Genomic DNA, 22,458 nt, shown 5'->3' on the forward strand with positions numbered 1-22,458 from the left:
CGGGTGGGTCCGGACGAGGGGAAAACGTTGAAACTGCGAACCACACGCGTGTTTACCGGATCGATGCTGACTGCCGCTGTACTGACTGCCGCACTGCTCTCCGGGGGGACTGCACAGGCCGATCCCGCATATCCGGCACCGGACCCGGACCCGTTCTATTCGCAAGCAGCGGCCGAGGGGACCGCCGGCACGCCGATCTCCGTGCGCCGGGCCCCTGACCTGATGACCTTTCCCGGCGTCGCGATCTGGCAGGTCAGTTACAGGTCCACGAACTCCGAGAACAAGCCTATTGCAGCGGTCAGCACGATCCTGGTCCCGCCGAATCAAGCACAAGACGGCCCGTTGCTCTCGTATCAGCACATCGTCAATGCACTCGGTACGGGATGTGCGCCATCTCGCGCGCTTTACGCATCGGATCCCAACATCGTCATCCGTGAAGCGCCCATCCTCAACGTCGCGCTGCAACGTGGATGGACCATTGCCCTTCCCGACCATCTCGGACCCAACAGTGCGTACGGCGCCGCGCGCCTGGGCGGACAGATCACGCTCGACGGTATCCGCGCCGTTCAGAAAGTCCCCGAATTGCGTAGTGGCGCCAGCCCTGTCGGTATTGCCGGCTACTCCGGCGGCGGCATGGCCACCGCGTGGGCGGCCGCACTGGCCCCGAGCTACGCACCCGAGGTCAACCTTGTCGGTGTAGCCGAGGGCGGCGTCCCGATGAATCTGTCCAAGATGGCAAACGGCCTCGGACAGGATCCGCACCCGGCATTCGGCCTCGCATTCGCCGCAGCAATGGGCCTCGAACGCGAGTATCCCGACCTACTGCCGCTGAGCAACCAACTCAACGACCTCGGACGGTCGATGCGGGCCGAACTCACCAACGCGTGCACCAACGACATCCTCAGGGTCGGTGCCGGGCGCAGTGCCTCTCAGGTGTCGACGTCGACATCCTTGCTGTCCAGCCCTGAAGTGCGAAAGGTGATGGACGACAACAGCGTCGAACTCTATCCGGGTGTGCCGACTGCCCCGGTGTTCGAATGGCACACACCCGACGACGTTCTGATCCCCATCGATTCGGTGGTCAACACGATTTCGCGGTACTGCGCCGCCGGAGCCACGATTCAATCCCAACTGTTCCCCAGCCCGGACCACCTCACCACTGCGGTCCTCGGTCTGCCCACCGCATTCGAGTACCTACAGGACCGATTCGACGGAGTGCCGGCCCCGCGTTCGTGCTGAATGTCTCCGGAGTGACGTATCGAGCAGGCGCGGCACATGGCCAACTCGGTGTGCCCGTGGCATCGTTGATCGTATGAGCGACACGGATGACACCGGCGCGGCCGGCAATGGCGATTACAGTCTCGATCCCGACGACCAGCTTCAACCTGAAGACACTCTGATCGATCGAGGCGTCGACGACATTCTCGACGAGGGAATCTCACCACCGGAACGCCCACTGGGACTTGATGCCCACGGGTTGACCGGCAGCGAGGAATCAGCGGGGGAGACCCTCGACGAGCGCCTGGCCGAAGAAGAACCCGATCCGTACGCGTCGCTCGGAGATCCTTTGAAGGATCCCGCCGATGCCGACGAATTCGAACGGGAAGAAGAATTCCCGGACGGTGACGAAGTGGGTAACCGTCGGGTCGGGCGTCTCGTTGCCGAAGACGAGGGCAGATACGAGGACGAGGAAAGTGAACTCATTGCCGGAGACGTCGGAATCGACGGCGGCGCAGCGTCGGCAGAGGAAGCCGCGATGCATCTGATCGACGATTCAGAGGACTGAACGACCGCCTGACTGTTGTGGCTGTTGTAGCTGTTGATCGGTGAGAACGATGGAGTGGACGTGATTTCCACCCATTCTCTTGCTTTCGTACATCGCCGAATCGGCGAGGCGATGTAGATCGTGAACGCCACTTTCTGCTGCTTGTACGTCCGGCCAGGCGCCGTTGTGGATGGCTATGCCGATGCTTGTCGTCGAGATTGGTTCGCCTGTAGGGGAGTTCATGATGGGCGCGATCCGGGCCAGTAGATCGCCGACGTACGGCAACGGCATCATCTGAACGACGACGAACTCGTCACCGCCGATGCGCGCTATCGCCGCGTCCGATCTGGCCCAGTCGTGTAGTCGATAGGCCGTGCGCAGTATGACTCGGTCGCCGACGTCGTGACCGTAGGTGTCGTTGAAGTGTTTGAAATTGTCGATGTCGATCACCACCACCAGCAAAGACTGGTCGAGGCTGGATTTCGCTTGCAGTAGTTCGGAAGTCCGCCGTGCGAGTCCGCGCCGATTCAGCAGGTCCGTCAACGGATCGAGTTCTGAGCTTTGAGCGTCGTTGCTCAGAAGCGCCAGAGCAATCTGCGTGACCACCGGTATGACAGTGATGACAGGAATGGCAAAGGCAATGCGTCCCAGGACGTCTGGAAGGCCAGAAGGTACATCGGTGAACACGCCGATGCTGGCAACAACGATGACCGCCCCGGAAAACAGCAGGTGCCACAGCTGAGTTCGAAGATTGTGAAAGAAGGCTATGTACGAGCCGACGAGCCCGAAGACGAGACATCCAAGCAATCTCTGATCCGGATTCGCCTCGGCCAGCACGATCACCGCAACAGCGAAGTCCCCGGCAACGACGAAGAAATACGACCTTTCACGGGTGGTCGCTATGACAGGCAAGGCAATTCCGCCGATCATCACAAGCACTGCGACGACGACGTCCAACGGAAATCCGATGGTCTGTACCGAATGAGTGCCCAGTCGCTTCAGCAGAATCGTGATACCCAGGAGGAAAACCAATACGCCGATGCCTATCCGAGTCGGCATCAGAATTCCGTTGTCGCGCAAGAATCGCGTGAATCGGTCAAACTGGTCTGGCACTGCGAGCCAGCGATGCACGACCTTGGGTGTGTCGCTCATCGCGGCCACTGACCATGAGAAGCGGCCGGTCGAATACAACACATGCGGCGATAGTAGTCCGTGGCGATGACAATGGAACTGACCTCGCCTCCAGCCTGTCGTCCCCAATACGTCACAGTGACGAATTGGGGCGGGGTGGCTGGGAGTGGACGAGACTCATCCATCAACATCAACCCGCGTCAGGCGGCCTGCCGCGCGGCCTGGACACCTGAGCGGCAGGGTTGCTCGGTGGCCGGCCGGGGTCGGACGGCGATCGACGATTGGTTGTCCGACGACGGGCACGCCAAGATGATCAGCTCACACAATGCGTCCAGCGGTTCAGGGCGGAAGCACGCGAATGGTCGATAGATACATCTACGGATCGACGACGCAGGAAACGGATCATGAGCCGATATCGCCAGGTCGAGAATTTGCCGATAATCTACATTATGTCAAGTAATGGATATTCGAACGTCCCCCGTCAGCTTGTCCGCTAGCTTTACCCACATGGATTCCGTTGCACTCGTCCTCGGTTCACCACGTGGCCGTCGCTTCTGTGCGAACGTCGGTTACGCATGCCAGCAGAAATGTCCGAGCTCGAGATTCTGCACTGTCTTGCGTATGCCGTAGATTTTGCACGCTACTGGGAGCCGCCGGACGAAGAAGATCTGATCTTCGTCCGCCCTGAGGTGATCGCGGCATTGCGCCCGATCGCTCAAGCACTACTCGACTCGCCACACACTGCCTGGTGGGCCGAGCCTGCTGACCTTCTGAACCAGAATCTGGTTGAAAAGCGAAACCCTATTTACGGCTGGTCGGACCTACCCTTGCGGATTTACCGTGCAGAGGACGGCCTCGAACAGTGGCGTGCTGAGGCACTCGACAACGAACGTCAGTTTCTGGAATACCAGATCGAAGATCCGGACCGTCACATCGGAGGCGAATGGTGGTCTATCCCGTTTGCCAACGGTACAACCGAAACAACCAGGGCCCGCGACGGTATCGGGGCGCTCGGGGTGTTTCTCGAAGAAGACAGCTCCTCGAACGAGGCGCGGGTGCAGCCGGTAAGGATCTACGGCGCGCCCCGGATCTACGAGATCACCGGTCCGCAGGACTGGGCGAATCTGGTCGATACCTATCCCCTGCCTGTGCCCGCTTCACGTCGCTCCGTGTGGTACGACACGACCGGTGAATACCGTGACTGGTTCATTCCGGACTGGGTTTCGGTGTCCGCGGATTACGACGCCGTGCACCTGACCATGATGGCTTATCTGACCACGCCAGGTGTCGCGATCCCGTTGTCGGCCAACGCGGGGGCCACTGTGCTCGCCGGGTGGAATCCGGACGCCACCTTCTGGCTACGTAGCAACAACATCACCGTTGACGACGACCCGACGGGCTGACGTTCGGCTACACCGAGTTGAGCAGGTGCGGCCGCACTGCCAGCCACCGCGCGGTGTCCTCGATCCCCTGTTCCAGGGTGAATGTCGGAACCCACCCGAGTAGTCGCAACGCACGATCGTTCGATGCGTAAGCGCCGGCAGTGTCACCGGTGCGTCGGCCGGCAGCGACCACGTCGATATCTTCGCCGAACACGTTCTCGAATGTGTGTACCAGCTCCCACACCGTCGTCCCCCGCCCGCTGCCCAGATTGACCACAGTCATGCGTGATGATTCAGCGGTGACCCGGTCGAACCTTTTCAGTGCTCGAACATGAGCGTCTGCAAGGTCCCAGACATGAACGTAATCACGCACTCCGGATCCGTCGCGCGTCGGCCAATCCGTTCCCGTAACCCTGAAAGGCGTTCCTGTCGAATATGATTCGAACAGCTTTCCGAGTGCGTGGGTCGGGCGTGCCGATGGTGTACCACTTCGCAGATCCGGATCTGCCCCGACCGGGTTGAAGTAGCGTAGAGATATCGCCGATAATTCAGTGGCCGCCGCAATGTCGTCGAGCATCGTTTCGAACTGAGCCTTGCTGTGCGCATAGGGACTCTGCGGTGCGATCCCCCAACGTTCGTCGACACACCCACCGTCGCTCGGCGCATACACCGCCGCAGAGGAACTGAACAAGAAGCGCTCACACCCGTTCCGAAGGACACTCGATACCAGCGTCAGCGACTTGGATACGTTGTTCTCGTAGTACCGCGCCGGGTTACTCACGGAATCTCCGACCACGATCAAGGCCGCACAGTGAACTGTCGCATCGATATCGGAATGATCTGCGAATACTTTGTCGAGCAGTTTCTCGTCCGCGATGTCGCCGCAGTAGAACGGGAATCTGTGCGCAAATTCGGCGCGGCCGGTCAGCAGGTTGTCGAGAATCACGACATCGATCCCGGCGTCGACGCACTTCGACGCGACGGTGCTTCCGATAAATCCAGCTCCGCCCGTGATCAGTACTTTCACGCCGCTCCCCCGGCATCTTCGACGGCAGTCCTCGCACGACGGACGAAGTGGGACACGCGTGAGCGCGCCAAGTCCCATCCACGTAGGTCGCGCCCGTCCCGGATGGAAAGCCGATCACGGTCGAGAAAGAGCGGCACCATGACCAGATCGCGGTAGAGCGAGTGCAGGCGTGGGCGATCCGCCAACCACAGCGTCCATCGCCACCACCAACGCGCCGGGAAGGTCGTCATTCCGGTACTGACGCCGAAGATCGATTCCACCGCCGCCCAGTGGACGTTCACCGCCCGACGGACATCGCGTGGCAACTGGCGTCTGGAGAGCGTCACAGCGAGTTCCGGTTCGGAAGTGAGCAGGTACCCCACGTCGAAGACACTGTTCAACGACAAATCGGCTCGAATCAAGGCCCGATCGGCAAGCCGCGCGTGAGCGATGACGTGCAGCGTCACGTCGGCCATCGCAAGGCGGGATCCTTCCGCCTCCGAGCTGATTCCTCGGACCGCGGCCTCCCGGGTCAGCGCGTGACGGGCGAACCTCGGAAGTAAGTGCGAATGGATTTCGACGGAGCCATGACGGTCGTCGCGAAGGAGTGCCGGTTCCTGGTGATCGTCGTGATCGATGGAGTCGGAGTCCACTTCGTCGGGGCGGACCATTCGGTAGCCGAAATCGAGGATCGCGTCGTTGGCCGGAACGGCATGTGCAGGGTCGACGACCAAAAGGTCGATGTCCGTCATCCGTCGAGCTGCCGGGTTCGGCCAGATTTTTCGCTCGAGAAGGGCGGCACCCTTAAGTGCAACCGTCGGAAATCCGTTGCTGTGTAACAACTCTTGCAGTTCCACTCGCTGCGCGTCGAGGTCCGAGATCCTTATGGTGTTTCGGTGATGGACAAGGCTCAGCGTCAGTTCCGGACTCGATGCGGTGGCCGAGGATTCCGACAGCATTTCCGCGAAGCTCGCAGGTAGGACCGATGCGAAGCCGGCCTCGACCGCTCGGGAGGCGAGCAGCGGCAATACCTTGTGCCTTACAGCGGCGTCGATGACTCTGGGCCAATCCTGCTGCGAACACAAGCGGATGACGTCGGCCCCACACTCGGGTTTCAACATGGAAATCAGGTACCGGGTGTCACGCATGACGCCACCAGTTCCTCCACGGTGTCGGCGCCGGTGTCGCCGTGATGTCGAATCAGTCTGTAGCACGGGGCATTCGAGAGTAGAGCAGCGATGTTTCTCAGGGTCAATCCGTGATTGTCGGACCACAGGGCGGATTGCTCGGCCAGCGACTGTATCGCTTGGGGTACGGGCATCGGAGCGAGTCGAGTCGGCCCCTCGTCCCATCCATCGAGGATCAGCACCAGGTCGATTCCGCGAACCGCCGAGCTGACGTTTCGTTCAGCAGGCAAGGTCGACGGGTCCAACGCCCACACCGGCGGGGCGTACGGAAGATACAGCGAATCGTGCGCTTTGATCTCCGGGAGGACGTCGAACGTACCGGCTTTGAGGTGAACCCGCCGCGGTAAGCCCACAGCTTCGGTACCACGAATGAAGACGCCTTCGTCAGCACGCAGTTGTGCACCCCGCATGGCAAGGGCGAGCGCCAAGGTGGTCTTGCCCGCCCCTGAATGCCCGGCGATCGCCACTCTCACACCGTTGCAGTCGACCAGAGCGGCGTGCAGGCGTGTCCACTGTCGGGCGTGCGCGGCCGTCATGACATCCCGGTGCACCGTGCGGTACACGCTCTCCGTGAGCTGGAGACCGTCCAGACCGATCAGCGTTTCATGGCTGCCGCCGATGGTCGATTCGATGGTGACGTCCCAGCGACCGAATGTCGCTCGATTCCGCTGAATCCGAACTTCGACGTTGTTGTCCGCAGGCCACGGGCTGGCAATCCGATGCTCGACGACACCGACCTCGGGTATGCGGAAACCGCGCACAATCGCGTCAACCCAAAGGTAGTGCGCCCGGAATTGTGGTACGTGGTTGCCTGTCACGGAATTCTCACACCAGCAGACGAGAGGTGCTCAGCTGTCCGTACGTCTCGTTGACTACCGACTTCGCCTCGTCGTCAGGGATCTCGAGCACTTCTGCCACGGCCTGGACAATTTCGCTGACGGTCCGGCCGTCACACAGTTCCCACACCAACGTCGCGACCGGGTTGAGGTGATGGGCAACCTCGCTGGAACTGTCGTACAGCACAACACCGTCGGTGAGATCGTTGCTCTCCACCGTCTGAGAGCGTTGCGGTCTCACACCTTCGAGTAGTTCGGTCAAGATATCTCCTTGATTCAGCGAATCCGATTTCGTTTTGGTGGTGGTCTCACAGTGCGAAGCGTCGTGAGTATTCGGATTCGATTGCGCCCGAACGAATCAGGCTGCGTGTGGAGGCGATGCCGGGCGACAGCGTCAGGCACGTGAGCGCTCCCCCGGCACTCGCATCCACCAGGTAGTCGCCCAGAGTTCGGTAGTGACCCGCCCATTGTCCGAATGCTGCGGGATCTGACTCCGGATCCGCAATCTCATCGAGAATTCGCTCGAAGGCGCGCGAATGTACGAGAACGGCGTGGACTCCACGGTTCTCAGGACTGGTGCGCAAGAGTGCCGAACCGTCGAGCAGAGCTCCGTCCCTCGATTTCGGGTCGTGTCCGAGGTGGACGACATCCCAATCGCCGTGATCCAACTCTTCGCGGGCATGGCCAAGGATCGATGCGGCGGCATCCAGCAATCTGACGTCGTCAGCAGCGATGAGGACCGAATCCCAGCCCTTCTCAGTCGCCCGAGCGAGCGCACGACGCCACGAGACGGCAAAGGCCGCGTCCTGATTCATCGCGTCCTCGAAAGCCGACACTCTTTCCACCGCTGTTACGCGCGGTAAGCGAATGAATCTATGCCAGGACGCTTTCCATCTGTCGATGTCAAGATCGAGATTCACGACGGCAACACCGAGGTCCGACTGAGAATCCTCGACAACGGGGTTGGGTTCTCCCCCTACTCGGACAGGCGACAGTGGGCGATCGAGCACAACGTCGACTGCGCCTCGCTCGAGCAGATAAGCCGCCAGTGAGAAGTCGGACGGCACGGGTCCGTTGATCCTTCGTGAGAGTTCGTCTCGCAAAGTTCCGTATGTCGCCGCGCGAACAATCAGTGCAGCTCCGACCAGATCTTCGCCGTGTGCGTGGATGACAGCCGTATCGGCTTCGGCGGGGAGGTCGTCGACGATGTTCCGTAGCTTGTACATAACCGCGGGTTCGATCACGCGCGCCTCGTCCAGAAAAACCACCGACTTCCAGCCCAGCAGAATTGCCTTGTCGAGTCCGGCGACGAACGCAGAGACCGTCCTCCACCCATCCGGACCGTCGTCCTCCGCCGGAATGGCACGGTGAACGGTCAGTTCGATCGACTCGCCCTCCGCCAGGCATGAACGCCACGGAGCGACTCGGCCGTCGTCGCTGAGAACGACCACCCCACCGAAGACCAACTCGGGTCGCTGGACGCTCAGCTCGGCACGGCGACGAATCTCGGGATACGAATCACCGAGGTACCTGGAGAACTGACGATGGAGTGAGTCGAGATCCCATCCGACCTCACTCCAACCGAGCAGGTAATTGTGAACACGATCTTCCCAGTTTATTCGATACGGGACACCGGCCGGGCGCTCGAATCGATGGTGCCAACCAAATGTCGGAAGGCAGACGACCTTTCCGCCGTTGATCCGGAACTTCTCGTGGATGTATCCCTCTTCACCGCCGAATCCGGTGAAGTGCGAGTTCAATCCCGGCCATGCCTCACGCCTGCAGGCAAATGAGCCGAGGCCCTGCATGACGATCTCGAAAGGCACGTCAGGGTGTTGCTTCGCTCGCGGATCAACTCCCCACGAGCCGAACATCCCGTTGCGCCACTTGGGGTCCATGTGGGTGGCCGCGATGTGCGAGGAATCCTGGGAGAGCATCGGTCCCTGGATCAGATCGTCGGTTTCCGGGTCCGCATCGAAATACGCCAGCAACGCCGACAACGATCCCGGTGCCAAGATCACGTGGGAGTCGAGGACCAGGACGTACTTTCCTGTTGCCTTGCGGAACAGGACGTCCCGCACCGCAGTCGATCGAACGTCGGTGAACGGAACGTAGCGGAACCGATCGATATACCCCGCAAACGATTCGAGCATCGGCGCCGGCAACCCCTCGGGGTTGTTGTCCAACAAGACGAATTCGACTCTGTCCAGAACCTCGCGATGATGGACCAGGATCGAGTGGATCGTGAAGTACGCGCCGTCGAAATCGTCGTAGGTCGCGATCGCGACAGTCAGATCGGCCGGTTCTCCGTGTGGCGGAGTCTCCTTCACCTGAACTGACCCCGCGCTCTGAAACTTCTTCAGAGCGCGGTGTAGCGCGACGTCGAACTCTGTCATCGTCGGTGTTCCCCCTCGGAACCAGTCGCGTCGTGTCGGCTACGTAGGTTCCGTGGGATTTGTCGGCTGGGTCGGAGGGGTCGGGAAGGTCGGCTCGGTGCGAGTGGTCGGCACCGTCGGTACGGTTGGCACAGTCGGGACGGTCGGCTCCGTCGGCGCTGTCGGCCCGGTGGGTTTGGCGGTCGTCGTTCCACCCGAACCTGACGAGCTACCGGTTGATCCGGAACCTGTGGAACTTCCGGACGGTCCCGAACTCCCGGAACTACCCGAACTTCCTGACGATCCCGAACTTCCCGATGATCCGGGATTGCCCGGCTCGTTTCCGCCCGGCTGATTCCCTCCCGGAGTATTACCACCGGGTTGATTCCCGCCTGGTTGCTCGCCGCCTGGTTGATTCGGATTCTGCTGGCCACGACTTGGCGCTCCGGAAAGATTCGGCGTGTCACCGGCTGCGAAGGCCGGCGCCGCACCACCGAGGCTGATCGACGTCACGACTGGCACAGTTACCGCCGAGGCCGCTAGAACTGTCTTGACGAACTTGCGTCGATCAACTGGAACATTCTGAAAAGCGTCGCCGCCCATAGCGTTTCTCCCATGCGTCCGAGACGAGGTCGTCCTCACTCGATGTCGGGCAAAACGCTAGCATCCTTCCGGCAACTTTACAGACTGAACCCGCCGAAATTTGGTTCTTATGCGAAGTTGAGACTGGACTGGGCCGGCAATTCGGACGGGAGTACGACAATTCCCTCCAGCACAGGGAGCACGTTTGTCCTGTTCCATCACCGTCAGCCGGCCGGCATCTCCCACGGCGCCACCGGAAGAGTGCTTCCGGTTTCGAGGTAGGACTTCAGGTTCGACAACACCGCCGACCATCCACCGGCCACCTCCATGCGAGCCGATTCGTCCGCCAAATCGGTGTGCTTGACGGTCAGTCGCACGATCGCGCCGAAGGCTTCGATGTCGAAACTCACCCGAGAGATGTCGACGCCCGGTTCGCCGTTCGGATCAGCCCAGGTGGTGACCAACCTCGACGGAGGGTTGCTCTCGACTACGGTGCCGACTACATCGGCAATGTTCGAACCGTCGATCCGGCGGTGCTCCCAGGTCGATCCCGGCTGCCAGTCGGAGACGTTGCTGTGTCCCCAATACTCTGCGGTGGCCTGTGCGTCGGTGAGCGCTTTCCAGACGTTGTCCGCCGTGCTCGCAATGTAGGTGACGTACACAAAACTGGGCTTGTCGGTCATGGCTTCCTCCGCAATTCTTTTGACGGTACTGAGCGCACGAAGGCGCGGTACCTCGAACTTGTTGATCCACCGCTCTCGAATCTCCTCGAGCGCAACGGGATTGAGATAGTGAAGCTTTGCCCTCCCCTGTCGGACCGTGCTGATCAGATTGGCGTCCTCGAGCATGGTGAGGTGTTGAGTGACAGCTTGCCGACTCATGTCGAGGCTGTCGCACAGCTCGCCGAGCGACTGACCGTTGGCTACGAACAAGCGGTCCAGGAGAAGCCTTCGTGTGGGATCGGCCAGTGCTTTGAAGGCTGCATTCATCCGGTCGTTCACAACTTCACAATATGCAAGCATTTACTTGCATGTCAACGGTTGGGCGTGCCGGGTTTCGAAAGTTGGGACAGATGAGGTGTGATGTCTCTAGGCAGATGTGATCTGAATCCCGGATTGCACCGTAAGAGAGGTTGGGCACATGGACTGGGCAGCAATTGGAGTGGGTGTCGGGTATGCCTCGGTGGCCCTGTCGATCCTGGTTTTCGTCGGCGGGTGCATCGCACTGTTCATCTTGTCCGTCCGCCAGTAGCTGACACCTCGACAAAGTGGTGATCACCCCGGGGTCCGGCCAAGCCGATCACCTCGGGAGTGATCACCCTCGAGGCCGCTTGATCGATTCGGACACACCGGCGCGCGTCGGACTGCTCGCAGAGAAGCTCGGCCGCGGTGGGACTACCGTAGGACTGTCGCCTAGAACTCGAGGAGTACGGAATGAGCATCCAGTCGGTTGAACCGCACCGCCACCGCGTAGTGGTGATCGGTTCCGGCTTCGGAGGATTGTTCGGCACTCAGGCTCTCAAAAAAGCCGATGCCGACATCACGATGATCGCGCGTACAACCCACCATCTGTTTCAGCCGCTCCTCTATCAGGTTGCGACCGGCATCCTCTCGGTCGGTGACATCGCTCCCGCCACGAGATTGGTGCTGCGCAAGCAGAAGAACGCACAGGTACTGCTCGGTGAGGTCGAGACCATTGATCTCGAGAATCAGACCGTGACCTCGCGCCTGCTCGAACGCGTCACTGTTACGCCGTTCGACAGTCTGATCGTGGCAGCCGGTGCCGGTCAGTCGTACTTCGGCAACGACCAGTTCGCGGAGTTCGCCCCCGGAATGAAAACGATCGACGACGCCCTCGAACTGCGCGGACGAATCCTTGGGGCCTTCGAACAGGCCGAACTGTCGGACGATCCCGCCGAGCGTGCGCGCTTGCTCACCTTCGTCGTTGTCGGCGCCGGCCCCACCGGCGTGGAGTTGGCCGGGCAGATCGCCGAGCTTTCCCGTCGAACGCTGGACGGCGCGTTCCGCAAGATCGATCCTCGTGAAGCGCGCGTCGTGCTCCTCGACGGCGCCCCTGCCGTGTTGCCCGTGTACGGCGGGAAGCTCAGCCGCAAGGCTGCCGAGACGCTCGAGAAGCTCGGCGTCGAGATCCAGCTCGACGCGATGGTCACCGACGTGGACAACGACGGTCTGATCATCAAGGAGAAGGACGGCACGCTTCGCCGTATCGAGTCGCAGTGCAAGGTGTGGTCCGCCGGCGTGCAGGCCAGCCCCCTCGGCAAGCAGCTCGCAGAACAGAGCGGCGGAGAAACCGACCGCGCCGGCCGCGTCATGGTCAATCCCGACTTGTCTCTGCCCGGGCACCCCAACGTCTTTGTCATCGGCGACATGATGTCGCTCGACAAGCTGCCCGGATTGGCTCAGGTTGCCATGCAGGGTGGCAAGTACGCGGCCAAGCAGATCAAAGCGTCACTGGACGGCAAGTCACCGTCGGAACGAGTTCCGTTCAAGTACTTCGACAAGGGCAGTATGGCAACGATCTCGCGCTTCAGCGCGGTAGCCAAGGTGGGCAAGCTCGAGATCAGCGGCTTCATCGGGTGGGTTGCCTGGCTGGCAATTCACCTCCTCTACCTCGTCGGATTCCGTTCCCGTGCCTCGACGCTGTTGTCGTGGGCGGTGACGTTCTTCGGGCGTGGCCGTGCTCAGATGGCGTCCACCGAGCAGCAGGTCTTCGCGCGAAACGCGATGGGCGAATTGGAGAAGAAAAACAAGGAAGCGACGGAGTCCGGCAGCGCTTCGAATGGCGAAGCCAAGAAGGCTGCCGGCAAGCAGCAGAAGGCCGCCGGCTGATCAACACCTGAGTGACCGGCGGAGGGCGGCTGTGGAGTTCAACTCCGCAGCCGCCCTCCGTCATTCGATCGACTGCCGCGTGGTCAGTTTCCGATCTTCGCCACCTCGGTGATGTTCGCGAGGCGAACCTGTCCCTTGGAAACGAGTCGGTCGTTCTCGTCGGTGATGCGAACTTCCCAGAGTTGCTGGGTGCGTCCGCGATGAATCGGGGTGGCTTCAGCGGTGAGAGTGCCCTCCCGCGTTGCGCGCAGGAAGTCGGTGTTGTTGTTGACTCCGACCACGTGTCCTCGCTCGCCCAGCCACACGGTGCCACCGACGCTGGCGAGAGACTCCACCACCGAGCAGTACACACCCCCGTGCTGTATCCCGGCGGGCTGGTGCAGCGTGGGCTTGACGGTCCATTGCGCCCGCACGCGATCTGGGCTCAGTTCGGTGTATTCCAGGCCGATGGTGGCGTCGAAGCCCGTTCCGAGCCGTTTCATCATCTCTGCGGTCTCAGCAGTGTCGACCATGCCATCTCCATCTGTGATTCTCTGGCGCCGGTGTGGCTGCCACTCCCTACCTGATTACACGAGAGGTAACTCGAGCTTGGAATCAGGTCTGGAAAAAGAACCGGCGGGTTTCACATCATTCGATGTGAAACCCGCCGTGGGAAGGACCGGGAGTCTCTGCAGCCCTCAGGACTCCGGCGCGGTCCGGCAGTTTCGTCACTCTCGCGGGGTGTAACTCTCCGCGTGGTGTTCCACAATCATAGGCAAGGCTGACCTAATTTAGCAAGCCCTTCGTCGAACTGGTTCCAACGAGGACGCAGCGAGACCTTGCGGCGTGCACGCACGGGCAGTCCGGCGGCGACAAAAGCGTCCAGCAGCCCCTGCCCGCGGCGCTGAGCGGCTGATTCGCCCCCGCCGGCCAAGATGGGGACATATGCCGCTGCGCCCAGGATCGACTCCCCTACCAAGCCCCAGAATCTGAACTGGTCGACGGGCGCACACCTGGAGACGGCGTCGTAGATCGCCCGTAGCGAGGTCAGGCAACGGTGCGCGGTCCAGACGAGGAGCGCTTCTTCGCACGGCATGTCGACGACGCCGTCACTGCCGGACTCCCGTCCGTTCGGCGCAACTCGTAGAGTTTCGTCGATCACCCCGGCCCAGTCGATACCGCCGTCGCTGTCCATGTGGATGAACAGGTTCTCGAGGCCTGGATCCCAAGCGGCACCTTCGGAGACGATCGATGCGGCAACCCTGCCGACCACAGCGTGAATCAGTGATGTTGCGACCTGTATCGCCGCAGCTTCGGCACTGTCGAGATCCTGGAGCGAGCGGGCGAACATCTGATGCACCCGATCCCCGCACAAGCCTTCACTCAACTGCCACCAACGCCGTTTGCCTTCACCTGACATGGCGGCAACCGCGTAGACGCGCGGGTAGTCAGGGTTGAGTGCTCGTAGGCGAACGCTGGTGCGGCTCAATGCGTTCGACCGGAGTTCGAATTCACGAACATCCGCATGCTGGGTGGTCAAGGTGATTGTCACCGTGCACTCCAATCGGCCGAAGTTGTCTTGTGGTTCTTAATGTAGGTTAGCCTCACCATAATTCAAGAGTAAAGAACTGTGACGCTGGGCACCGCATATTCACAGGAACTTGCCCCGCAGGGAGCACACCCACATAGGGTTCCGTAACCTAAGATGCGAATTCCCTGCGCACAAAGACCAGGAGCTCGAACCGCCAGTGACGATGATCAAACCGCTCGGGAACGGACATCCCCGAGGACCCAGCGAGACGTACGGACGGCGCATAGTGCCGCGCGGCCCGGCTCCTGTCCGAATGCGTGTTCTAGCTGGGATTTTCGACGCGGGGGTGTTCCTGCTTCCGTTGCTCGTCGGCTGGTACGTCGTTCAGTCGCTCCGAGACGAGAACGGTGGCGGCGAAGCCGACCGCGCAGTATTCGGTGGGACGGCAATAGCCATTGCCGTTGGTCTCCTCGTGTGGAACCTGGGATTCCGCGAAGGTGCCACAGGCCGGACCTCGGGACAGGGATGGGTAGGTCTGGTCACGCGTGACGCGAAGACAAAGCAGCCCATCGGTGTTCGCCGGGCTCTGCGCAGGCCGTTCGATCGAACCGGGATCGAGGTGGTCCGTGAAAGCACGGCGCGCGAAGAAGGGTTCGAGGAACTCGCGCGCGACAACAGCGTCGGGGCAACTCGTCGACGCCGGCTGATCGGTCTCGCGGTGCTCACGGTTCTTCTCGCGCTCGTCATGCTCGCGAGCATCGCGGTGGGCGCACGTCCCCTGACGTTTGCCGAGATCTTCCACGCCATCTTCAGTTCGGACGGCACCCAGACGGACATCATCGTGCGAACGTTGCGCGCTCCGCGGACCATCCTGGGTCTTGTCGTCGGCATCGCACTCGGTATCGCCGGCGCCCTGATTCAGGGACACACGCGTAACCCGTTGGCAGATGCCGGACTACTCGGCCTCAACGCCGGCGCGGCTTTCTTCGTAGTCATGGCGATCTATCTCTTCGGCTTCACCGCACCGAGTCAGTACCTCTGGTTCGCGTTTGCAGGATCGTTCGTCGCCAGCATCGTCGTCTTCGGCTTGTCCTCCATCGGAAACGGCGGCGCGAGTCCTCTGAGTTTGGCTCTGGCGGGCGCAGCCGTCGCGTTCTTCCTGCAAGCCATGACCAATGCCGTGATCATCCTCGACCAGACCAGTCTGGACGCCTACCGTTTCTGGGTAGTCGGGTCGGTGTCCGGTCGCGGGTTCGACGTTCTCTGGCAGGTCCTCCCCTTCCTGATACTCGGTTTGGTCATCGCCCTGGCGAGTACGCCTGGTCTCAATGTCCTCAGCCTGGGTGAAGACGTCGCAAAAGCGTTGGGAACGAACATCGCGTTCAGTCGCACACTCGGCATCATCGCGATCACCCTGCTGACCGGCGCCGCGACCGCAGCGTGTGGACCTATCGCGTTCATCGGATTGGTGGTCCCCCACGTGGCCCGGGCCATCACCGGACCCGACTACCGCTGGCTGGTCCCGTACGCGGGCTTGCTCGGCGCGGTCATGTTGATCACCGCGGACATCATCGGCCGCGTAGTCGTGCGCCCCGGCGAGTTGCAGGTCGGCATCATCCTGGCCCTGTTCGGCGCCCCGTTCTTCATCGCTCTCGTACGCCGCAGAAAGTTGGCAAGTCTGTGACGCTCAAGCAAGAACTCCGGGTACTCCCCCGGACCGTCCCCTCACGTAAGTCGATTCGTATCGGTGGATTCTCGCTGGTCTACCGTCCACTCGCGGTGTCGGTGTGCATTGCGCTCGCGGTCGCACTCTTCCTTCTGCTCTGCATCAACATCGGACGCGGCGACTATCCGATCTCGATCCCCGATGTCATTTCGGTCCTGCTCGGCAATGGCAGCAAGACACAGAACCTGATCGTCTTCGACCTTCGACTTCCTCGGTCGCTCACCGCGCTCTTCATCGGTATGGCACTCGGCATTGCCGGTGCGGTCACCCAGACGATCGCTCGCAACGCCCTCGCCAGCCCCGACATCCTCGGAATCACGGCTGGATCGAGTGCCGCCGCAGTGGCACTCATCGTACTCGGCGGGGGTGGCTCGTTCGTGGGACTGCTTGCCACACTGGGGATTCCGTTGGCTGCACTCTGCGGCGGCCTACTGACAGCAGTGGTGATCTACGCCTTGGCGTGGCGCAAGGGCGTCGAGGGGTTCCGCCTCATCCTGATCGGCATCGGCATCAACGCCATGCTCGTGGCAGCGACGGGATGGCTTCTCATCTCGGCGGACATCAACGATGCTTCCCGCGCACAGGTGTGGCTCAACGGTTCGCTCAACGGTGCCACCTGGAATCAGATGTGGCCGGTAGCCATCGCTGTCGCGGTAGTCGGCGGCTACGCGGTGATCGCTTCGTTCACCATGGGAGCGCTGCGGTTGGGCGACGACAACGCCACCTCTCTCGGTGTTCGCTTGCAATCATCGCAGGCCAAACTGTTGCTCTCCGCCGTGGCGCTGGCCGCCATCGCAACCGCCGCAGCAGGTCCGGTCGGCTTTGTCGCCCTGGCTGCGCCACAGGTCGCCATGCGTCTGGTGCGCTCTGCCGGCCCGCCCATCGTGGCGTCCGCGCTGACCGGTGCTGTACTGGTGGTCGGCAGCGACGTCATCGCTCGAACAATTCTGCCTGTGGAACTCCCCGTCGGAATCGTGACTTCCGCACTGGGTGGTCCGTTCCTGCTCTACCTGTTGGTTCGTAACAATCGGAAGGTCACAGCATGACCACCATCGCCCAGTCCACCGATACTCCTTCGCGTCTCGTCGCCAAGAACCTGACGCTCGGGTACGGGGACCGCATCATCGTCGACGGACTCGATCTCGAGATCCCTACCGGCGTGATCACGACGGTCATCGGCCCCAACGGTTGCGGCAAGTCGACGCTCCTGCGTGCGCTCGGTCGTCTGCTCAAGCCCAAGGGCGGATCGGTCGTCCTGGACGGCAAGGCGATCAGTTCGATGAAGACCAAGGAAGTCGCACGGGTGCTCGGAATGCTCCCCCAGACTCCGGTTGCGCCCGAAGGACTCACGGTCGCCGATCTGGTCTCACGTGGGCGCCACCCGCACCAGTCGTGGATCAGGCAGTGGTCTGCGGACGACGAGGGCGAGGTCGCCGAAGCGCTGGAGCTGACCGGTGTCTCGGATCTCGCCGATCGACCCGTCGATCAATTGTCCGGCGGTCAGCGCCAGCGGGCCTGGATCTCGATGGCTCTCGCCCAGGGAACCGACATTCTGCTTCTCGACGAACCGACTACCTATCTGGACCTCGCGCACTCGATGGAAGTCCTCGACCTGGTGGATCAACTCCACGAGGAAATGGGGCGCACCGTGGTGATGGTTCTGCACGACCTCAATCTCGCGGTCAGATACAGCGATCATCTGATCGTGATGCGCGACGGCGCCGTCGTCGCTTCTGGTGTCCCCAAGGACATCATTTCCGCGGAACTTCTGCTCGAGGTGTTCGGTCTCGAAGCTGCGGTCATCGACGATCCCGTCTCGGATCGGCCGCTGATCGTTCCGATCGGAACCCGGCACGTGTTCGGCGCCGTCGGCGGGCCGGCAAAGCCTGCGTGACGATCGCGAATCAGCGACCCAGAATCGTCCGAACAAGTTTGAATCCTTGACCGATCGTCACGGTCGGCAGGTACGCCCGTCCGACCGCGTTCCCGATGCTCGGCAACGCGGCTGGATCGGCGAAGGTCATGTGCATCGGCACGTACCGCGGCTGGAACTTCGATTTGAAGGCCAACAGCGAACGAAATCCGTACACCGGTTCCAGGGTGCGACCGAGTAGGTCGAGCACGCTGTCCATCATCGCCGAGAAAGTCGTGGCCTCCGGTTCGTTCGCATTCCTCTCGGAGTCACCGGCGATTGTTGCCAACGGTGCACCGGACAGACTGAGGAACTCGACGCCCTCCTCCTCCAATTTCAGTGCAGCGGAGGCGATGAGGAACTCCATCGCGGGACGGAATCCTTCGGAGCGTCGCCTCATGAAGTCGAGTGTCCACCCGACGACTTTGCCGTCGCGGTACACCGGTAGCCACGACGTGACACCGTGCACGGTGCGATCCTCGTCGACGGCGATCAGGCACCGCACTTGTTCGTCGTCGACCTCGTCGAGTCCGCCGAGGGTGAATCCCATCTCGGGCATCCCCTTGTCCGCCACCCATTCCTCCGAGATCGCAACTATCTGATCCTTGATCGCGAGAGGTGCATGAGGGAAGGAAATCCACTCGGCCGTGATCCCGGACTTCTTCGCCCGGTTCAGTGCTGTTCGCACATCCTGGAACCGCTTTCCTGTGAACGCGACCTGTCCGAGGTCGAGCACGGTTTCCTCGGCGACCTGCAGGCCGCTCCAGCCCATGGAATCAGTGATGCTTCGGGCGTCGTCGGTCACTGAATAGAAGCAGGGAATCCAACCGTTCGACGACGCGAACTCGGCAAACTCCTCGATCGCCGTGCGCATGCGATCTGGAGGACCGACCGGATCACCGGTTGTGAGAGCAACACCGGCGATGACGCGATACGCGACGTAACTCGAACCGTCCGCGCTGAACCAGTATGTGTTTCCCTTCCACGTCGTCATCCAGGACAACGGGCTGCCGGTACCGGCGATCAACATGGATCGCGCTCGTTCGGCGGCTTTGGGATCGGCGGTCTTGACCGGCTTGAGGAAACTCACGAACACCAACACGGCGGCGACGCCCCAGAACACGACGCCGGTCCACTCGAAGAGCAACGTCGACTCGATGTCCACGGGAAGCAGACGCGGATCGATCAACTGCAGGTACACGGGCGGTACAAGGCGCTGAGGGAAGTCCGCGAGCAACATCGTTACGGTTGGCTCGCGATCGAACCCGTGCCTGGCGAGCATTCCGCCGCCGACGTAGATCACGGCGAGGACCGCGAGCAAGGTCACGATCGCAGCACCGAGACGTCGGTATGTCTTGGCCGGGGCCGCGACGTCGAAGTATCGACGTGTCGCGATCAGCAGGATCAGTACGAAGAGCGGTGTCAGGAACGGCACCAGAGTTCGGTACACGTTCGGATCGCTGATTCCGTAGAACAAGCTGTCACTGTCGACGGCGTCGACGAACCTGATGACGAAGTTCCCGATCGAGAGGACGAGTAGGACTAGCTGAGCACACACTGTCGCAATCCAGGCGAATCTGCGGCCACGACGGAGCCCGTCACTCAACACGAGAACGAAGATCGACGGCATCAGCGAGAGCAGAGTCGGGCCGATACCGGAGAGTCTGAGCTCGAGGAGTCCTCGTCGGCAGTCCGGATCCGACGAGGACTCCTCGCACAGTTCTCGAACCTCGGCGACAGTCCAGGGAACTCCGCGGAAGAGGTCACGGAGGACCGCGAGTGGGCCGACCGCCTGCGGGGACAATGCGGCGATCATCGGGCCGATCGCACTCGCCGCGACGACGATGGCGACCAGGACGCGACCCTCTCGCTGTGTCCCGGCGATGCGCTCACCGCGCGCCGATCGTCCGACGATCCACTGACCGATCACCAAACCCACCACAGCGGCAAAGAATCGGATGACGTCTTGCAGCTGACCACTGAACAAGGCCAAAGTGATCGTCAACGCCAAAGTTCCGACGCGAATGCGACGGCGCCACAGGGTGCCCATGTTCGAGCTGGCGGCCATCGCAGCGCCGACGATCCATGCACTGGCTCCGACCGCGGAGCCCACGTGGAGGCGGAATCCCCAACTGGAATCGAACACCTTCGCAAACGACGCCCAGCCGAGCCCGAGCAGGACTCCCAAGATTTGAGTGCTTGCGCCGGCGATCGCAAGCTTGATCGTTCCCATTCGGCGTTCGAGGGGTGCGGCGACTGCGATCAGGAGTACGGTCGCGCCGAGGTACCCGAGCAGGTTTCCTGCCCACAGCACGGACGTGAGCGGAGTCCAGATGCGGCCGTGCTGGATCGAGCCCATTCCGGCACCGATCGTGTGCTCGAGATCGCGGGACGGTCCGTGAACGAGGCTGCCGGTTGCGGCACCCACGATCCACATGGTGAGAAGTAGAACGACCGTCAACGGTGCGTCGCGAATGCCGAAACGGATGATGCCGGCAGCTTTCTGCGTGACTACCCGCGCCCGTGATGTCGATTCTTCGGTGCCCGGCGAACTGTCGATCGTCATCTACGTGCGGCTACTTTCTGCGGATCGACTGTTGGCTTGCAATTATCGGGCATCGTCATTGTCGGGACTTTCGTCGTCTCACACCACCGTAACCGTCACGCAGATCACTATGGCCAATACCACACCCCCACCGAGGTGGTTACTACTACCAGTAGTACGTATTTCGTCGTGGAAGTCCGTAGAATCGAAGAATGGCAGGTCTAGGTGAACTCGAACGCGCGGTGATGGATCATTTGTGGTCCACATCGGAACCGCAAACTGTGCGACAGGTGCATGAAGCACTCGCGACGCATCGCGAATTGGCGTACACGACGGTGATGACCGTTCTGCAGCGCCTGGCGAAGAAGCATCTGGTGATTCAGCAGCGTGACGATCGCGCACATCGCTATCTTCCCGTCAATAAGCGCGAAGAACTGGTCGCGAGTCTGATGGTCGACGCGCTGGCCCAGGCTCCGGAGTCCGGCGGTCGCGCTGCGGCGCTCGTCCACTTCGTGGGACAGGTCAATGCTGACGAAGCCGATGCTCTCCGCGAGGCGCTCGCTGCCCTCGAGGTGCGCGAGTCCGCGAAAAAGGCTGCGCAGCCCGGAATTTCTAGGCCGAACTGATTTCGTCGTGCATGATGTGTAGGACATGAACGCCACTACTGCACTGGTTTTCGGACTGCTTGCCTTGTTGCTGGCCGGTCCGGTTCCCGCACTCCTGAGCCGCTCCACGTGGCCTTACCGCGCTCCACGCGCGGCGTTGGTTCTGTGGCAAGCCGTCGCAATTGCTGCGGTGCTGTCGGCATTCAGCTCGGGCCTGGCCATTGCCAGCCAGCTGCTCGTTCCCGGCACTGACGGTAGGCCGACGACGGCCCCGACCGCCGAAATCGATGCACTCGGGCTCCCGCTGTGGATTCTGTACGTGGTTGTTTTTGCCCTGACGCTTCTGATCGGCGCGAAGCTGATCTTCTCGATCATCCAGGTCGCTGTGAGAACCCGACGTCGCCGTGCACGTCACCGCGTGTTGGTGGACCTTCTCGACGACTGCGCCATGCCCGCGTCGGTGGAACGCACACCCGATCTGCGGGTACTGGACGTCGACGAACCGATCGCATACTGCCTGCCAGGTCTGCGTCAACGCGTGGTTCTCAGTCAAGGCACTCTGCAGAACCTCGATCATGCCGAGGTCAAAGCCATCCTGACGCACGAGCGTTCCCACCTGCGAGCTCGTCACGATCTGGTCCTCGAGGCTTTCACTGCCGTCAACCACGCGTTCCCCCGTTTCGTTCGTAGCAAGTCGGCCCTGGGATCGGTGCAGCTACTGGTGGAGTTGCTCGCCGACGATTCAGCCGTGCGGGCTACCGGTCCCACTCCCCTCGCGCGGGCGCTTGTCGCGTGTGCCGGATCGACGGCACCCCGCGGGGCAATGGCAGCGGGCGGGCCGTCGACGCTCATCCGAGTGCAACGCCTCTCGGCCGACGACGCAGATCCCCGCATCGCAGTTTTTGCGTACCTCGGGGCGGTCGCGATTCTCGTGGTTCCCACGGTTGCGGTGGCTGTGCCCTGGCTCACCGAACTTCGACTGCTTTTCAACGCATACTGAGTCTTGACCTGCGCAACCCCGTGTAGTAGTGCAGGTCACAGGCGGGG

At 61.7% G+C, this 22,458-nt stretch carries 20 protein-coding genes; 10 read left to right on the forward strand and 10 right to left on the reverse strand.

The window, feature by feature from the left end:
• Positions 1-63 precede the first annotated feature (63 nt).
• Together ABH939_RS15695 and ABH939_RS15700 are read left to right on the forward strand one after the other, a co-directional pair.
• Positions 64-1,239, forward strand: a complete 1,176-nt coding sequence (locus tag ABH939_RS15695; protein WP_404649788.1) for a lipase family protein — start codon at positions 64-66, stop codon at positions 1,237-1,239.
• 73 nt (positions 1,240-1,312) lie between these two features.
• Positions 1,313-1,786 (forward strand): DUF5709 domain-containing protein, encoded by a 474-nt coding sequence (locus ABH939_RS15700; RefSeq protein WP_007732075.1) that lies wholly within the window; start codon positions 1,313-1,315, stop codon positions 1,784-1,786.
• Here ABH939_RS15700 and ABH939_RS15705 read toward each other — a convergent pair.
• A complete protein-coding gene (locus ABH939_RS15705) occupies positions 1,775-2,824 on the reverse strand; it encodes a diguanylate cyclase (RefSeq protein ID WP_256082814.1) in 1,050 nt (349 codons plus the stop codon). The genes ABH939_RS15700 and ABH939_RS15705 overlap by 12 nt on opposite strands.
• Before the next feature lie 647 nt (positions 2,825-3,471).
• Between ABH939_RS15705 and ABH939_RS15710 the strand changes: the two genes are divergently transcribed.
• Entirely contained in the window at positions 3,472-4,299 is an 828-nt protein-coding gene (locus ABH939_RS15710) for a hypothetical protein (protein WP_404649789.1), read from the forward strand.
• 7 nt (positions 4,300-4,306) lie between these two features.
• On the opposite strand, the gene galE is transcribed toward ABH939_RS15710, so the two are convergent.
• From galE to ABH939_RS15735, 5 genes are read right to left on the reverse strand one after another with little or no spacing between them, the layout of a single operon-like run.
• Entirely contained in the window at positions 4,307-5,305 is a 999-nt protein-coding gene (gene galE, locus ABH939_RS15715) for a UDP-glucose 4-epimerase GalE (protein ID WP_081557879.1), read from the reverse strand.
• Positions 5,302-6,432, reverse strand: coding sequence for a nucleotidyltransferase family protein (locus tag ABH939_RS15720; RefSeq protein ID WP_204855825.1), 1,131 nt, complete (start codon positions 6,430-6,432; stop codon positions 5,302-5,304). The genes galE and ABH939_RS15720 overlap by 4 nt, the downstream gene beginning before the upstream one ends.
• The gene (locus ABH939_RS15725; RefSeq protein ID WP_242430719.1) at positions 6,411-7,289 is read right to left on the reverse strand and encodes a hypothetical protein; all 879 of its coding nucleotides are present in this window, start codon (positions 7,287-7,289) and stop codon (positions 6,411-6,413) included. Before ABH939_RS15725 ends, ABH939_RS15720 begins: the two co-directional genes overlap by 22 nt.
• Before the next feature lie 7 nt (positions 7,290-7,296).
• Positions 7,297-7,569 (reverse strand): PqqD family protein, encoded by a 273-nt coding sequence (locus ABH939_RS15730; protein WP_007732082.1) that lies wholly within the window; start codon positions 7,567-7,569, stop codon positions 7,297-7,299.
• A gap of 46 nt (positions 7,570-7,615) precedes the next feature.
• On the reverse strand, positions 7,616-9,703 hold the full coding sequence (locus ABH939_RS15735; RefSeq protein ID WP_404649790.1) for a glycosyltransferase: 2,088 nt from the start codon (positions 9,701-9,703) through the stop codon (positions 7,616-7,618).
• 52 nt (positions 9,704-9,755) lie between these two features.
• Between ABH939_RS15735 and ABH939_RS15740 the strand changes: the two genes are divergently transcribed.
• Positions 9,756-10,037 (forward strand): hypothetical protein, encoded by a 282-nt coding sequence (locus tag ABH939_RS15740; protein ID WP_042450929.1) that lies wholly within the window; start codon positions 9,756-9,758, stop codon positions 10,035-10,037.
• 451 nt (positions 10,038-10,488) lie between these two features.
• Here the strand turns inward: ABH939_RS15740 and ABH939_RS15745 are convergent, their stop codons facing one another.
• Positions 10,489-11,286 (reverse strand): metalloregulator ArsR/SmtB family transcription factor, encoded by a 798-nt coding sequence (locus ABH939_RS15745; RefSeq protein WP_081604857.1) that lies wholly within the window; start codon positions 11,284-11,286, stop codon positions 10,489-10,491.
• 411 nt (positions 11,287-11,697) lie between these two features.
• On the opposite strand from ABH939_RS15745, the gene ABH939_RS15750 reads away from it, so the two are divergent.
• Positions 11,698-13,113, forward strand: coding sequence for an NAD(P)/FAD-dependent oxidoreductase (locus ABH939_RS15750; protein ID WP_003944885.1), 1,416 nt, complete (start codon positions 11,698-11,700; stop codon positions 13,111-13,113).
• 83 nt (positions 13,114-13,196) lie between these two features.
• Here the strand turns inward: ABH939_RS15750 and ABH939_RS15755 are convergent, their stop codons facing one another.
• Both ABH939_RS15755 and ABH939_RS15760 read right to left on the reverse strand, forming a co-directional pair.
• Complete coding sequence (locus tag ABH939_RS15755) at positions 13,197-13,625, reverse strand: PaaI family thioesterase (RefSeq protein ID WP_003945020.1); 429 nt, start codon at positions 13,623-13,625, stop codon at positions 13,197-13,199.
• A gap of 236 nt (positions 13,626-13,861) precedes the next feature.
• Positions 13,862-14,644 (reverse strand): hypothetical protein, encoded by a 783-nt coding sequence (locus ABH939_RS15760; RefSeq protein ID WP_003944809.1) that lies wholly within the window; start codon positions 14,642-14,644, stop codon positions 13,862-13,864.
• A 202-nt stretch (positions 14,645-14,846) separates the two neighbouring features.
• Here ABH939_RS15760 and ABH939_RS15765 point away from each other — a divergent pair, with 202 nt between their 5' ends.
• From ABH939_RS15765 to ABH939_RS15775, 3 genes are read left to right on the forward strand one after another with little or no spacing between them, the layout of a single operon-like run.
• Positions 14,847-16,307 (forward strand): FecCD family ABC transporter permease, encoded by a 1,461-nt coding sequence (locus ABH939_RS15765; protein WP_404649873.1) that lies wholly within the window; start codon positions 14,847-14,849, stop codon positions 16,305-16,307.
• The gene (locus ABH939_RS15770; protein ID WP_003944960.1) at positions 16,304-17,395 is read left to right on the forward strand and encodes an iron chelate uptake ABC transporter family permease subunit; all 1,092 of its coding nucleotides are present in this window, start codon (positions 16,304-16,306) and stop codon (positions 17,393-17,395) included. Before ABH939_RS15765 ends, ABH939_RS15770 begins: the two co-directional genes overlap by 4 nt.
• On the forward strand, positions 17,392-18,243 hold the full coding sequence (locus ABH939_RS15775; protein WP_003945031.1) for an ABC transporter ATP-binding protein: 852 nt from the start codon (positions 17,392-17,394) through the stop codon (positions 18,241-18,243). The genes ABH939_RS15770 and ABH939_RS15775 overlap by 4 nt, the downstream gene beginning before the upstream one ends.
• Before the next feature lie 10 nt (positions 18,244-18,253).
• Here the strand turns inward: ABH939_RS15775 and ABH939_RS15780 are convergent, their stop codons facing one another.
• Complete coding sequence (locus tag ABH939_RS15780) at positions 18,254-20,827, reverse strand: bifunctional lysylphosphatidylglycerol flippase/synthetase MprF (RefSeq protein WP_404649791.1); 2,574 nt, start codon at positions 20,825-20,827, stop codon at positions 18,254-18,256.
• Positions 20,828-21,018: 191 nt separating this feature from the next.
• Here ABH939_RS15780 and ABH939_RS15785 point away from each other — a divergent pair, with 191 nt between their 5' ends.
• Positions 21,019-21,432, forward strand: a complete 414-nt coding sequence (locus ABH939_RS15785; protein ID WP_003944876.1) for a BlaI/MecI/CopY family transcriptional regulator — start codon at positions 21,019-21,021, stop codon at positions 21,430-21,432.
• 25 nt (positions 21,433-21,457) lie between these two features.
• The gene (locus ABH939_RS15790; RefSeq protein WP_007730909.1) at positions 21,458-22,411 is read left to right on the forward strand and encodes a M56 family metallopeptidase; all 954 of its coding nucleotides are present in this window, start codon (positions 21,458-21,460) and stop codon (positions 22,409-22,411) included.
• Positions 22,412-22,458: the final 47 nt, after the last annotated feature.

The organism is Rhodococcus sp. 27YEA6 (assembly GCF_044908235.1).
GTDB lineage: Bacteria > Actinomycetota > Actinomycetes > Mycobacteriales > Mycobacteriaceae > Rhodococcus_F > Rhodococcus_F qingshengii.

Excerpts from the sequence above, each read along its gene's own strand:
- ABH939_RS15710 (WP_404649789.1), top strand. The coding sequence starts at position 3,472 with ATGCCAGCAGAAATGTCCGAGCTCGAGATTCTGCACTGTCTTGCGTAT.
- ABH939_RS15705 (WP_256082814.1), bottom strand. The coding sequence starts at position 2,824 with ATGCCGACTCGGATAGGCATCGGCGTATTGGTTTTCCTCCTGGGTATC.
- ABH939_RS15750 (WP_003944885.1), top strand. The coding sequence starts at position 11,698 with ATGAGCATCCAGTCGGTTGAACCGCACCGCCACCGCGTAGTGGTGATC.
- ABH939_RS15790 (WP_007730909.1), top strand. The coding sequence starts at position 21,458 with ATGAACGCCACTACTGCACTGGTTTTCGGACTGCTTGCCTTGTTGCTG.
- ABH939_RS15745 (WP_081604857.1), bottom strand. The coding sequence starts at position 11,286 with ATGCTTGCATATTGTGAAGTTGTGAACGACCGGATGAATGCAGCCTTC.
- ABH939_RS15695 (WP_404649788.1), top strand. The coding sequence starts at position 64 with ATGCTGACTGCCGCTGTACTGACTGCCGCACTGCTCTCCGGGGGGACT.
- ABH939_RS15700 (WP_007732075.1), top strand. The coding sequence starts at position 1,313 with ATGAGCGACACGGATGACACCGGCGCGGCCGGCAATGGCGATTACAGT.
- ABH939_RS15755 (WP_003945020.1), bottom strand. The coding sequence starts at position 13,625 with ATGGTCGACACTGCTGAGACCGCAGAGATGATGAAACGGCTCGGAACG.
- ABH939_RS15720 (WP_204855825.1), bottom strand. The coding sequence starts at position 6,432 with ATGCGTGACACCCGGTACCTGATTTCCATGTTGAAACCCGAGTGTGGG.
- ABH939_RS15735 (WP_404649790.1), bottom strand. The coding sequence starts at position 9,703 with ATGACAGAGTTCGACGTCGCGCTACACCGCGCTCTGAAGAAGTTTCAG.
- ABH939_RS15780 (WP_404649791.1), bottom strand. The coding sequence starts at position 20,827 with ATGACGATCGACAGTTCGCCGGGCACCGAAGAATCGACATCACGGGCG.
- ABH939_RS15765 (WP_404649873.1), top strand. The coding sequence starts at position 14,847 with ATGATCAAACCGCTCGGGAACGGACATCCCCGAGGACCCAGCGAGACG.
- ABH939_RS15775 (WP_003945031.1), top strand. The coding sequence starts at position 17,392 with ATGACCACCATCGCCCAGTCCACCGATACTCCTTCGCGTCTCGTCGCC.
- ABH939_RS15785 (WP_003944876.1), top strand. The coding sequence starts at position 21,019 with ATGGCAGGTCTAGGTGAACTCGAACGCGCGGTGATGGATCATTTGTGG.